A 14,273-nucleotide genomic window follows, 5' to 3' on the forward strand; every position below is an offset into this window, starting at 1 on the left:
TGCCAAAAACCCTCTTCTAAGCATTATTGCTCGGCAGAGGGTTTTTCATATTGCAGTTTTTTTGATATGACATCGAAGCTATTGTTTCATGATATTAAGCCATGTCTCCCAGCCTGCCTCTCCTTGTGGATGCTCACTACCAGTTTCTAGAGCTTTATCCCCTTTGGCTAAGCGTAGGCTCACTTTATGAGGAGGGACTGTGCCAGTCATGCTCTCTATACTATCTTGCAGCTTGACCTTAGTTGTCACTTTAGGCTGAACCTGAACACAAAGCAGCTCATCTCGGCGGAAAAAATGGCACTCAATGGGGCGTGTGGTATTAATCAAAGATGCCAGCTGTTTATTGTCTGCTTTGATGCCATCAATCGCAATGATGACATCGTGTGCTGAGATACCAGCTCTGGCAGCAACGCTATCTCGCATCACACGATTGACCTTAAGACCAGCTGGCGTTTCATTACATCGCATACCCCACGGCACATGTTTGTCAGCGGTTTCTTTAGTATTCGCCTGTATTTTGACACCGTTTGCAGTTAGCAATGCTTCAATTGGAAGCTCTTCTACCCCATTGACGTAACGGCGTTCAAAATCTTCCCATTCTGCTAGCGGCATAAATTGTTCGATTACCGCGCTCATATCAGCACTATTGATACCGATTCGCTTGCTGTCGTTCTGCTTGGCTTGGGTATAAAAAGCTTTGACCACATCAAATAGGCGATAACGACCGTCACTATTTTTGAGTAAAATCAGATCCAGACATAAGGCCACCAGCGCCCCTTTATTATAGTAGCTGATACCCGCATTGCCTGTATTTTCATCGGTGCGATACAGTTTTATCCAAGCATCAAAACTCGACTCTGCCACGCTTTGATTGCCGCGCCCTGGAGTTTGATAGTAGCGATTGATTTGTTCCGCTAGCAGTCGAAGATAATTGGCTTTATCAATCACGCCTGACGCTTGCAACATAAAATCATCGATATAAGACGTAAACCCTTCAAACACCCAAAGTAATGGCGTAAATGCCTCACGGCGTAAATCGACATCGATCATGACATCAGGTCGTACCGTCTTAACCCACCATGAATGAAAATACTCGTGACTACACAACCCCAAAAATCTTTGATAATCCGTACTTGGTAATTTTGGCTCATGCGTACCTGGTAAGTCATTGCGCGGGGTGATAAGGCTAGTAGAGTTGATATGCTCAAGCCCGCCATAGTCCTGACCACTGGCAAAGGTCATAAACGTATAATCGTCAAATGGCGCATCACCTAACCAGTCTACATAGGTCTGACAAATCTGAGTAATATCTTGCTGCAATCGACCTAGATTGGCATTCTGCTTACCTGAAAGGTAAAAGCTGTGATGTAGCGTCTGGTGCTCATTATCATGAATAATAAAATCAAATTTTTCCTGCTCTGCAATCTCAAAGGGATAATCAATCAGCTCATGATAATTGGCTGCCTGCAACTTATAAATGTGTTGACTGTCTGCTTGCTGACTATCTTTTTGCTGTTCATCAAGGCGCAGATGCGTAGCGTCCAAACCAGATGCCAACAGTACTTTGCCACTTTCTTTATCTGCAAAAAATGTCTCAGGAACGATTAAGCTAACGTGGACAGGCGCTTGCTCTTGTCCCTCGACTGCGAGCGCAAGTGAGGTAAAATTGCCATAAAGTCGTTGCTGATCGACGTAGGCTGTACGCACAGACAAGTCATAGCAATAGACTTCGTATTCTACAATAACCGTCTGCCCTGCTTGCACCGCTGGCAGCTGCCATGTATTTTTGTCAATTTTGCGTGCGCGATGAGTCTTTGACTGCTTGTCGCTATCTACGATTTGGGCATCTATCACTTGATAGTGTACCGCCGTGATGTTTCGAGCAAATTCGCGCATCAGATAACTGCCTGGTATCCATGCTGGTAGCCAAAGCTGCGGCGCATCAGATAGGGCCGTAAAGGTCAGTGATACATCGACCAAATGTTCGAAGAAACGGGAAAAATCAAATTGATAACTGATATCAGCCATCGTTTGAGCTTTAGCATCATCATGATTGGTTGAGATATGGCTCACGGATTGATTATTAGTGGTATTGGCAAATGAAGTCATAATATCTGTCGTCCTTATTTTTATAATTATGGTAGGAGTCCTGCTCCAAAAATGCAACTCCCAAACCATGAATAGCCAATCGCTATCCACTAACTATAGAAAATAGCAGTTATTATTGTAAATTGTGATATTAATTGGCATTAATTGGCATTTTTTATGTTTTTCGCCTTGAAAGTTATGTGGGCCATCTCAATTAAAGATGCTAACTGCTAAAGTTACTTTAATAAACTGATGATAATTGACTAATGACGTGGCCATTTGGCTTGCAGATTGGCTTTTTTAGGTTTATTGCAACCGCATTTAATTTTTTACATAGATATATTTAGGATATTTTATGACTACTATCGCAAAAGACACTGCCGTCAAATTCAATTACACACTAAAAGACGACGAAGGCAATGTACTTGACCAGTCACCAGAAGGTCAGCCACTTGCTTATCTACATGGTCACAGCAACATTATCCCAGGTCTAGAAGCACAATTAGAAGGTAAGTCTGCTGGCGAGAAAGTCAATGCAGTCGTTGAACCTGCTGATGGCTATGGCGAGTACCAAGAGCAAGCTGTACAGCACGTACCACGTGACAACTTCCAAGGCGTTGAAGACATCCAGCCTGGTATGCAGTTTCAGTCAGAAGCTGGTGGCCAAGTCATGCTAGTTACCGTTACTGCTGTAAACGATGAAGAAGTAACCGTTGATGCAAACCATCCATTGGCTGGCAAGCGTTTGACATTCGATGTTGAAATTCAAGAAGTACGTGCAGCAACTGAAGACGAGCTCAACCATGGCCATGTACATGGTGCTGGCGGCGTTGAGCACTAATCTCCTCTAGAGTATAGTGAAAATAGTTAGATGATAAATTATTAAATTTGTCTTCTAATCTAAAAGGCCAGTAGCAGATAAAGTCACTGGCCTTTTTTTATGCTTATTTTATGGTAAGTTTCAAATTAATATAAATGTACTCCTCTATAAACTGAACACTGATTACATCTACAGTGATATTAAACTTGAGCAATATCTATAGTCGGTTAACTACTGAACCGCTACGGCGTTACCCTCCTTAGATGTACGACTTGTACAATCTGCAGTCGGCTGCCTTGTATCCATTTTAGAGTTCTTTGACTATACCTAAAAAACCTACCTTAAGAATTACTATCCTCCAGACGTAACAAAGCCGCATAACGACAAGCGTCATGCGGCTTTTATTACCAACCATCCATGTTAGCGTTACGTGATACCTAATCCCGAGGCATCTCATAACTGACAGGCATCCAGCCTTATCATCCTTAATCAGCAAACTACTCATCCCTAATGCGACCTTCAAGATACCAATCCCTAGTATCAATGAACCATTCCGTTCAATCGTGCCGTACAGCTATAGTCGCAGATTGACCCACTATTGGTAAGAGGTATAAACGTCAATCCATGTAAGCATATGCTTACATGGATTACGTCACTCTATAATAATGCCAAGTTAGAGCTTTTCTTCAGGGCTAAGCAGCGCTTTAGGTTCAGCACTGAGCATGAGATAAGCGGCTTCATTGATGAATGCTTCATCCTCTGGCAACTCTGGACGCTCAGTAGCTTTCATACGGCTACGCTCTTCAAACTTTGCATCCATTGCTGCTTGATAGGTGTTCCAATTAGAATATGGACGCTCACCTGTGGCGATAAGGCGTTTGTTTTCGGCTTCTAATGAGCGTTTTTCAATCAGCTGCATTTTAGCTCGGCGGCTATTGATATCTAATCGAACAGGTTTCTTTTCATCATCCATATTACGAATATCATTGAGCGTCGACAGATAAGTAAACTGCGGGTTTTTCTCCTGACGAACCTTAGACTGCTGATTGAGCGTCGCCAATGTGTCACTGGTAAACTTCCCTTCAGGCTTGTAAGGCGCCGTTCTGATCGTATCCCAAGGCAAGGCCTTTTTCTGAGCACGTTCGCCAAAAGTGGCATCATCATAGATATTGACCAGCTCAACGTCAGGTACGACGCCTTTATTCTGCGTACTACCGCCAGTGATGCGATAGAATTTACGCTGCGTTAAGGTAGCAGAGCCCAGAGCCAAGCTGTCGAGCTGAATCTGCGCAGAGCCTTTTCCTGTCGTCGTGCTACCAACAACTAAGCCGCGACCATAATCTTGAATAGCAGCGGCAAAGATTTCACTGGCTGAGGCCGATGCTAAGTTAGTAATAACGGCCATTTTTCCATCATACAGCTGCTCGCCGCCATCATTGTCACGGTATACTTGAATATTGCCGCGATTATCACGAATCTGTACCAGTGGTCCGCTCTTGATAAACAAGCCTAGCATCTTGGCAACTTCATCTAGCGAGCCGCCAGGATTGTTGCGCAAATCAACGACTAGACCATCGATATTTTGCTTATTCAACTCTTTTAGTGCTTTTTCAGTATCGATACTGACGCTACGGTAGTCTTCACCATTACGACGCGCACGATAGTTCAAATAAAAGCTTGGTATCTCAAGTACACCAATGCGCTTCGGTGTTTTGTCGATGTTAGGACGCTGAATCTCTACCACTCGCTGTGTCACGCCTGATTCTTCTTGCTGAATAATATCGCGAACCACCGTAACCGTACGGGCACTGGCATCTGGCGTATTTGGTTGACGCAGCTTGAGCGTGACCGACGTACCGCGCTTGCCTCGAATCAAGCTAACAATTTCACGCGTTGACCAGCCAACCACATCCGTCATGGTTTCGCCATCTTTTGCGATACCAACGATCAAATCATTGGGTTTAATTTGCCCTGATTTGGCTGCTGGGCCACCATCTACTAAAGTCACAATACGGGTATAATCTGGATTTTTGCGGTCTGGTCGAATAGAGACACCAATACCTTCTAATTGAAGACTAGACTGGATTTGCAACTCAGTCGCTTGAATCGGTGCATAGTAATTACTGTGCGGATCATAAGTCAGCATCGCTGTATTTAAGATCGTCTCCATGATTTCATCGTCTTTGAGACGTTTAAACTGCTCTTGTTGACGTGACAAACGATTTTGTAAAATCTCACTTGGCGTACGCTCATCATTGCGGACCAAATCTTGTCCACGAGTGATATCTGGATTGCTTAAAAACACTTTTTCTTTGGCTTTTTCGTCTTCTTGTCCCAGCGTGATACTCATCAACTGAAACTTTAGCTGGCGTGCCCAATAGTCACGTTGCTCTTTTTTGGTTTTGAAGTGGTTGAGCTTCTCACGATCGAGGATGATTGTGTCATCGCCAGTCAAACCGATATCTGTTTTTAGCATTTTGGTGGCCATGGCAAAATACTCATTTGAGCGTTTGCGATAGCGATCAAAGACCTCTACCCCTGCGGATAGATCACCCTGTTTTAGACGAGCACCAAAATCATCAGCATGTTTTTTCTTAAGCTCATCCACATCGGATTGCAAAAACAACGTATGATTTGGATCGAGGCTATCGATGTACATTGACAAGATTTCACTACCCGTCTTGCTATCTAAAGACTGATTGAGATAATGACTACGATCCAGCAAAGCAGCGACTTGACGGGTGGTGACTTTTTGTTCGGGTGTTTGTACAAAGCCTTCCGTGTTGGTTTCTGCGACTGCAGTACCGTAGCTTTGTGTGAGGATAATACCCGCGATGCCCACTGACGCTGCACTGAGTAACCACTGTGCTGGTTGTTTTTTCATCATATATACCTAGTTATTTGAAGTTAATAGTATGAGTTAATTTATCAGAATTAAAAACGCTAGAATTTGTTATGTCCTATAAATGCTGTGTGCTTTCTTATCATGGCTAATGGCTGTTCGTTGCTAACTACTGTGGTTTTTATTCTTATGCTTGAAGCATCATTAAATATTTATCTGTAGTCAAAAATCAATCAATATTATCATGTGCATAAATACTGAACTGTCTCAAACTGTATAAGCAATCTTACACGCTACGCCTACACATACCAAACTTTCTATCACTTTTATTGCGCGTTACTATTGAGTACTATTAGCGTCAACTCAAGGGCGATCAGCACAGTGATTTGACGGCGATAATTTGCCATATTATGCTCGATTGATAATAACTGGCATAATTAGACCGTGTTGATAGTGGCTGACCATTCAATTGCTCACCATTTAGGTCAGTCAAACCCGTCATATAACCCCATATAATACAATAAGGATTACGCGATGTACGGCGTCTTAATGATAGATATTGATAGTACCGCCTTGACCGCTGAAGATGTCAGCTTGATTAAACAAGCACAGGTCGGCGGAGTAATATTGTTTGGTCGAAACGTGACCGATGCTGCTCAAGTGCGGGCACTGTGCGACGACATACGTTATCACAACCCAGATATACTCATCGGCGTCGACCAAGAAGGGGGACGCGTCGCACGGTTGCGCAAGGGCTTTACTGCTCTACCTGCGATGGGTCGATTGGGTGAGTTATTCAATCAAGACCCAAATCAGGCCCTTGGTTGTGCCTACGATTGCGGTTATCTGATGGCAGCCGAGGTGTTGGCTGTAGGGATCGATCTTAGCTTTGCGCCCGTACTGGATAGAGACGGTATTAGCCAAGTCATCGGGGATCGTAGCTTTCATCATGAGCCGCAAGCCATCACTGCGCTTGCAACACAGTTTATGTGCGGTATGAAAGCCGCTGGTATGGCAACCACGGGTAAACACTTCCCCGGTCATGGTGCTATCGCTCCTGACTCTCATGTCTCAGAGGCCATCGATACCCGTAGCTTGGAGGAGATTATCAATAGCGATATGCAACCTTTTGCCCAAACGCTACATTGTCTGGATGCCCTCATGCCAGCACATGTGATTTTTTCGCAAGTGGATGACAAGCCAGCAGGATTTTCTAAGATTTGGCTACAAGATATTATTCGAGACGAGCTTAAATTTGATGGCGTGCTTTTCTCTGATGATTTATCGATGGCAGGTGCACAGGCAGCTGGCGATGTCAGCGCTCGCGTAAAAGCTGCGATCAATGCAGGCTGCGACATTGCTTTGGTGTGTAATGATCGTGTCGCCGCTCATGAAGCTGCCGCAGCGGCACAAGACCTGCCTTATCCCAATCAAAAACGCATCAAAACCATGTGCGGTCATATACCAACATGGCAAGGCGATCTTGACTCTACTTGCCAGCAGTTTGAATACTGGCAGCAAGCCAAACAGAATGTTACTCAAACTTTTTTTAATTCGCAAGCTGATGCTCAAATTACCAAAGAGTCAACAGATCCTACTCTGTATAAATAATAGCTTGTTCAATTGTCATCAAGTAGCATACAAAAAACCGCATCTTTATAAGATGCGGTTTTTGTTGTTTGGCTACTATAGTCTAACTATAATCAAAATAAGAACATTTAGATTAATTGGTTGAATCTACCGCAGTACCTTGGGTAACGTCATCGCTATCTGGCAATACATCATCATTATCACTGTCCAGTGGGTTCATGTCTGGGTCAAGCGAATCACTATTTATCGTCATGCCATCGTTTGCGCTAACGACTTCATCATTGACCATGAACTCAATACGGCGATTGCGGAAGCGACCTTGTTCGGTCGAATTGGCCGCAATAGGTTGTGATTCACCCATGCCTTTGGTGTTCAATTTGCTCGCATCAACCCCTTGAGAAACCAGATACGCTTTGACTGACTCAGCACGCTCCTGAGACAGCTCCATATTATAGGTATCAGAGGCTTGACTGTCTGTGTGACCAACGATCATAAGCGTCATGTCAGGTATATTATTGATGATTTTTGCAGCACGATCTAATAGCGCTTTATTAACATCAGGAATAACAGCTTCATCCACTTGAAAATTAATCACTTGAATACTTAAAGCGCGTGCCACATCGCGTGGATCTGGGTTTTCACTGAGACTGGTCATGGCAACGTCTGCTGCAGCCAGACTATCATCAATCTCGCCTTGTAAATCTAATGGCCCTTCAGCTTGAACCGTCATAGCAGGAGCAGCGGCTTGCAAGTCGGCGACCAATTTATCCAATGCCGCTTTGTCAGGCGCATTGACAGTGATGTTATCACCTTTGATAATCATGCTGGCATTCGGTACATTCTTGATAATGGGCAATATTGTTGTAAGCTGAGCGGCCGCTGGCATATCTACTGCAAAATTATCATCAACGTCAGCACGGCATTTATTGGCTTCGTCACCAAATGCACCAGTCAAAGCGTTCATGACAGTGGTCTGTAGCGTCTCATCACCTACGTTCATATGGCAAGCATACAGCTCGCTATTTTCACCAGTTGCGATACTCAACGATGCAGGCTCGATATCACTTGCCACCGCTACTGGACTCTCTCCTTGCGCTACTTGTTGCGCGGTAGCCGCAGGTGTGGCCACCGGCTCAGGATTTTCTTGACAGCCTCTCAGTAGCGCCCAAGCCAATGCACCTAAAATAATCAAACCAATAATAGGTAGCAGCGCTTTCATGAAGCTCCCTTCTGGCTCCGCTTCTTTTTGTAGCGGCGCGGTACTGGTCGTCTCAGAAATTGGCGCAGCGACGGGCGTGGTAGCGACTGCACTGGCTGGTAAGACAGCACCTGCCCATGTGGGAATGTGCTGCTGATAACTGTCGAGATTATCATTCAAAAATTGCGGCACTGGGGTGGTGCCAGCCAAGCTTTTGATTTCGTGAAAAGCCAGTGGTGCTGCCATCGCAATCAAACCACGAGAGTCGGTTGCGTCGATATTGTGCTGACCAGCCAACTCGCGGGAAATTTGGTCTCGATGTGCGCCTTCCGTCCATACACGGTCATAAAAAGCATTGTCATCGCGGGCAATGTTCTCATTGGCAAAACGGCTAAAAGTATCATTGTCTGCAAGACGAGCCGCAAAAATGGCATAAAACTGCTCTAATAGATTTTTCTTAGCTGGGCTACGGTCATCTTCCAATACGGCTGGACTAACGGTGCGTGTCAAATGACTGATAATATCCATAATATGGCTCTCCCTTTTATTTTATTTGTATTATTCGCTTGTTGAAAAAGCGGCTGTATAATTTTTCGCATTAATTTGCATTAAATAGTCATGGTGGCGCTGAATCCATCAGACCACTCTATTTGGTTTTGATTATTATAAAATTCTTAAGTGACTATTCACAGTCTATGCGTTGTTGTGCAAATGATACAATAAGTAATGTTTCGGTTGGCACACGTAACGATAAGACCTACAGTACAAAAGAGCATACAGTATAAACCGTTACCTCACTTGGGCTGGTTCAGCAACGATGACGGTATTTGCCATTTCATCCACTTCTGATGGTGAAAAAGGCCCTGGCGGTCTGGTCGTTCGATTGTTCAAAGGTATATTGTTAGGAATACTACTAGCGCCATTAGTAGGCAGGTTATTAGGGGCATTATTAAAACCACCCTCATTGTTAGGCAAAGGAGTGGGGATCACACGATCACCAGAGTCATCGTCTGATGCCTGATATCCGTCAGAATCACTGCTGATACCATCGTTATTGTATTGATTATTGGTATTGGCACCATCATCTTCAAACTGGCTATTTGATTCATTGGCATTTGCCATATTGTTTGTCGCATCACCATTACTGTTATCAGGTAATGGCAGTGGTGCTATGCTTTCGACTACCATCGCTGGTACTAAGTTGCGTATTTCTGTGACCAATTTTTGCAGCAATATACTGTCTGGCGCTTCTAGCATGAGGCGATCGTTTTGTACGTGTAAACGCGCAAACGGCGTTGATCTGAGCATGGTCAAGACGTTGGGCAGCATTTCCACAGGCAGGTTAACAATGTCGCTGGCTACCCCGTCCTGTATGTTCAGCTCACAAATACTCGCCTGCTCGCCAAAACTTGTATTGAGCGCTTGTTGTAACGCGCTTTGTAATGCGATATCACCGACCGTCGCGCGACAAGTGTATAGACTACCACTGTTGTCTACACCAATAATGAGCTCAACAGGTGTCGTCGTCGGCACTGGTGGCGCAGGCGTCGGCGTGGGTGTGACAGGTGCTGTGACAACTGGTTCTACTGGTACGTCATTATTGGGCTTTATCAACAGTGCCCATACTGCTAGAGCAAGCGCAGCAATGGGCACTGTTGATAAAAACACGCGTATTAGTAGGTCATTTCGTTGGTTACGAGTGCGCATCTGTGCGCGTTTTAAGTCACCATTTTCTGCAAAATGATGGGCTGCTGGATTTGCATGAATGGCATCGCTATTGGCATTTATATCCACATCAGCATTTGTTGTCTCAGGACTTGTTGCCCCTACATCTCCTACACTGGATTTTTTCAAATTTGCTTTATTGAGATCTATAATTTCGTCTTCTATTGCTTCATTCTCTATAGTGTCTACATAAGCATTCGGAGCTGAAGTTGGAGGAACTATACGAGTATCCAAAGTGGACTGATCGAATTTTCCTGATAAGCCATCATTCATTGGCACACTGATATCATCAGTACCGAAGCTTGCCTGTACGCTTTGAGGCGCGTCTTGAGTAGCCGTGATAACAGCTGCTGACCACATAGGTAAATATGGGCGTAAGGCCGACTGCTTGTTTTGCAAAAATGCGGGCAAAAACTGCCCATTGGCCAACACTTTTAGCTCACGATACGCCAACGGTGCGGCACTGATTAGTAAGTACGTCGTTGTGTGCTCGTCAATGTGATGTGTGGCTGCCAGCTCTTGAATAATGATTTGTTGTAGGCTTGGGTCTTGCCACAATTGCTCAAATAGAGGGTTCTCAGTAATACCACTATTGGCAGTCACTTGATCGGTACGAAGCAACTGTGAGTAAACCTGTGGCACTGCTAGACGCGCGGCTAAAATAGCATAGAATTGCTCAAGCAGACTGACATGTGCCACCTGACTAATGCCGTCATCATTGCCTATTAGCGCTGGGGTTACCGTTTGTTCTAGCTGGTCGATAATATTCATAGATTACTGCCTCTTTCGGCCTTGTTCGGATACGCAAAAAATTAAGCACTTATTTTTATTTCTATATGCATTATTTAGATGCGTTGCTTAGATATGTTGCTAACCCACCTCAAAAAACCCTCGTAAATGGCTTTGTCTGTGATGCCACTCAAAAAGTTTCATTTATTTTGCATGGTACACTGCTACATTATTCACTATAACAGCATAAAAAAGCATCGTTTTGTCACATAATAAGTATTCGTGTCTGCGCAACTGCTGTTAGTATTAACTTTATTAACTTTATTAACTTTATTAACTTTATTAACTTTATTAACTTTATTAACTTTATTAACTTTATTACTTTATTACTTTATTACTAGGCCGTGTCTTCGTTTCAAACATGGTGATAAAAGTGCAATAAATGGCCGTCAAACAAGAAAAATAGCGCAGATAATATCGAGATATTAACCCGCTATTTGACCATGTTGGGCAAAATTTAGCCATTTTCAGCCCATTTAGAGGACTATCGAGTGAGTCGAAGATGCGCCCTAATGTTTACCCCTTAATACGAATCAGGCGTCAGACTTGATTTTACTCAGCCGTAACACTTAGGCTTTGAATATTGTTATTTGTAGCACTGTCACATATCAGGCACTGCCTAAGGATTTTCCTTTGTTAAACCATACGACGCTTATCATCATTATCACGGTTATTGTCAGCTTATTAGCATGGCAAAACAAGACGCTATTTAATCGATTGATTTTTTACCCGCCAGCAGTAAACAACGGGCAGTGGGATCGTTTTGTGACTCATGGCTTTATTCATGCCGACAGTATGCACCTGCTCTTCAACATGTTTACCTTGTACTTTTTTGGTCGCGCGATTGAAGGATTATATCAGTCATTCTTATTCGGTTATGGTTTTGTGGTGTTCTACGTACTGGCCATTATCATTGCGATGATTCCAAGCTACCTTAAGAATAAAAAAAATGCCAGCTACTTAAGCCTTGGTGCTTCGGGCGGTGTATCAGCAGTATTGTTCGCCTTTATTTTGTTAGCACCGTGGGAAAAAATCTATCTATTTGCGGTCATTCCTATCCCTGCTATCTTATTTGCAGTCGCTTATGTCGCTTATAGTATATATGCAGACAAACGTGGTGGCTCCAATATCAATCACATGGCACATATGTGGGGTGGCGCCTTCGGAGTCATAGCGACGATTGTGCTAGAGCCACGGGTGTTATCACACTTTATCAATGCGTTATTGTCTCCTAGCTTCTAAATAGACAGCTCTTGGATTAGAGATAATAAAACAGCAATGGTACAGGGCTACTCTCAACGACCATATCTTTTAACAATAATAGCTCTTAACGATAGTAGCTTCTAATGAAAATAGCCTTCTGAAATCATTACAGAGAGTCGTTATCCTAGCTTTGTCAGTTTCATATTCTTCGACTTTATATATATTAAGATTTGATAGTTAATTATGATTATAGATGTTATCGGTGATATTCACGGCTATGCAGACAAACTGGTCGGCCTGCTGCTACAGTTAGGGTATGTTCATAATGGTGAGTGCTTTATACCGCCAGCAGGTCATCGAGCGCTATTTATCGGTGATTTAATAGATCGTGGCTCACAGCAGGTGGCGACATTAGAGATTGTCTTTGCGATGCTAGATGCTGATGTAGCTGATGCGGTGATGGGTAACCATGAATACAATGCGCTGGCTTTTGCTACACCTAATCCTGATCGTCCTATCCAATATCTGCGCTCGCACAATGATGTGCATACACGCCAACATGAAGCATTTTTAGCCGAACTACCATTTGGCTCAGAGAGTCATCAATATTGGCTACAGCGGTTATATGAAATTCCATTATGGATTGAAACGGACTACGCTTGTTTTGTGCATGCCTGCTGGGATGTCGATAGTATGGCAGTGCTAAAACCTTTATTAACGGATACTAACTGTTTAACGCCATACGGCTTAATAACCACTGCCAAAGAAGATACCACACAGTTCGACGCCTTAGAACGGGTATTAAAAGGTGTAGAGACACCACTGCCTGACGGTTTGGTCATGGTCGATAAGGAAGGCACTGAACGTACGCGAGTGCGGGTACGTTGGTGGCTTGATGAATTAGAGTCACGCACACTGCATGAGATTTCGCGTGCGCTTTCATCAGCAATGGCTCAAATACCGAAAGATGCCATGGCCGAAAACATCGATTTTGCATTAAAGACGCACAAACCTGTATTTGTTGGTCATTATTGGCTCACTGGCATGCCCGAGCCACTGAGCAATCAGGTCGCTTGTACCGACTATTCAGCGGCAGTAGACAGTGGTTACCTTACCTGCTATCAGCTCGATACCGAGCAACCTTTACCGCTGACAGCCGAGCGTTTTGTGCAGCATTATCACGATAAAGAAGTGGACATAAGCCAGTAATATCAACATTGTTAGCACCATACCAGTATTAAAAGTCAAACTTGGCTTTACGAATGTAGCAAAATTTTTGTATGATGGTCTTTTTGAGGATATCCAATCATGAGCACCACATCGGCAACTGTTACTACTGTTGAGCAAAACGGACCTATCACCTCTCCTGCTGGTCAACCTAAAGTTGGCATCATCATGGGCTCACAGTCTGATTGGGCCACCATGAGCGCCGCTGCACAATTACTAGCAGATTTCGATATCGCTTTTGAATGTGAAGTGGTCTCAGCACATCGTACGCCTGATAGATTATTTGATTATGCCAAAAATGCGAAAGGCAACGGCCTACAAGTTATCATCGCAGGTGCAGGCGGCGCCGCTCACTTACCCGGTATGTGTGCCAGCCAAACACCACTCCCTGTCTTTGGTGTTCCTGTAAAGTCATCTATGCTTAGCGGTTGGGATAGCCTACTGTCTATCGTACAAATGCCTAAAGGTGTCGCCGTTGGAACATTGGCAATTGGCTCAGCAGGTGCTTACAATGCTGCCCTGCTTGCTATTCAAGTCTTGGCCTTGCATGATGACACGATTGCTACTAAGCTAGATCAGATGCGACAGTCTCAGACAGAGACCATTCTTGCCAGCCCAACGCCAGGTATTATCAACGCCTAAGTAAGTATAGACTTGCTGGCTTTTATAGCAGAGTTTTTAATGTTGATTGAACATACCTGAATATTGGTAGCCAAAAAATAAAAGCTATCACACTGTACTTTTTAAGCAAGTCCGATTAGATATAAGGTGCATACAGTGCACCTTTTCCT

The 14,273-nt window shown here is 43.9% G+C and carries 9 protein-coding genes; 5 read left to right on the plus strand and 4 right to left on the minus strand.

Annotated features, from left to right (window positions below; all coding sequences use genetic code 11):
- Positions 1–78: 78 nt before the first annotated feature.
- Positions 79–2,109 (minus strand): PDZ domain-containing protein, encoded by a 2,031-nt coding sequence (locus QL982_RS00705; protein WP_290161985.1) that lies wholly within the window; start codon positions 2,107–2,109, stop codon positions 79–81.
- A 334-nt stretch (positions 2,110–2,443) separates the two neighbouring features.
- Between QL982_RS00705 and QL982_RS00710 the strand changes: the two genes are divergently transcribed.
- A complete protein-coding gene (locus QL982_RS00710) occupies positions 2,444–2,929 on the plus strand; it encodes a peptidylprolyl isomerase (RefSeq protein WP_290161987.1) in 486 nt (161 codons plus the stop codon).
- Between the two features lie 652 nt (positions 2,930–3,581).
- Here the strand turns inward: QL982_RS00710 and QL982_RS00715 are convergent.
- Positions 3,582–5,792, minus strand: coding sequence for a carboxy terminal-processing peptidase (locus QL982_RS00715; protein WP_290161989.1), 2,211 nt, complete (start codon positions 5,790–5,792; stop codon positions 3,582–3,584).
- A 492-nt stretch (positions 5,793–6,284) separates the two neighbouring features.
- On the opposite strand from QL982_RS00715, the gene nagZ reads away from it, so the two are divergent.
- The gene (gene nagZ, locus QL982_RS00720) at positions 6,285–7,361 is read left to right on the plus strand and encodes a beta-N-acetylhexosaminidase (RefSeq protein ID WP_290161991.1); all 1,077 of its coding nucleotides are present in this window, start codon (positions 6,285–6,287) and stop codon (positions 7,359–7,361) included.
- A gap of 112 nt (positions 7,362–7,473) precedes the next feature.
- Here the strand turns inward: nagZ and QL982_RS00725 are convergent, their stop codons facing one another.
- Positions 7,474–9,066 carry an OmpA family protein gene (locus QL982_RS00725; RefSeq protein WP_290161992.1) on the minus strand — a complete coding sequence of 531 codons (1,593 nt, stop codon included), beginning with the start codon at positions 9,064–9,066 and terminating at the stop codon, positions 7,474–7,476.
- 261 nt (positions 9,067–9,327) lie between these two features.
- Positions 9,328–11,034 (minus strand): hypothetical protein, encoded by a 1,707-nt coding sequence (locus QL982_RS00730; RefSeq protein ID WP_290161995.1) that lies wholly within the window; start codon positions 11,032–11,034, stop codon positions 9,328–9,330.
- A gap of 651 nt (positions 11,035–11,685) precedes the next feature.
- On the opposite strand from QL982_RS00730, the gene QL982_RS00735 reads away from it, so the two are divergent.
- The 3 genes from QL982_RS00735 (at position 11,686) to purE (ending at position 14,124) form a co-directional block, all read left to right on the plus strand.
- Entirely contained in the window at positions 11,686–12,294 is a 609-nt protein-coding gene (locus tag QL982_RS00735; RefSeq protein ID WP_290164759.1) for a rhomboid family intramembrane serine protease, read from the plus strand.
- 204 nt (positions 12,295–12,498) lie between these two features.
- Complete coding sequence (locus tag QL982_RS00740; RefSeq protein ID WP_290164760.1) at positions 12,499–13,464, plus strand: metallophosphoesterase; 966 nt, start codon at positions 12,499–12,501, stop codon at positions 13,462–13,464.
- 99 nt (positions 13,465–13,563) lie between these two features.
- Entirely contained in the window at positions 13,564–14,124 is a 561-nt protein-coding gene (gene purE, locus QL982_RS00745) for a 5-(carboxyamino)imidazole ribonucleotide mutase (protein WP_110921815.1), read from the plus strand.
- The last annotated feature ends 149 nt before the right edge of the window (positions 14,125–14,273 follow it).

It is taken from the genome of Psychrobacter sp. 5A.1 (assembly GCF_030407455.1).
Lineage (GTDB): Bacteria > Pseudomonadota > Gammaproteobacteria > Pseudomonadales > Moraxellaceae > Psychrobacter.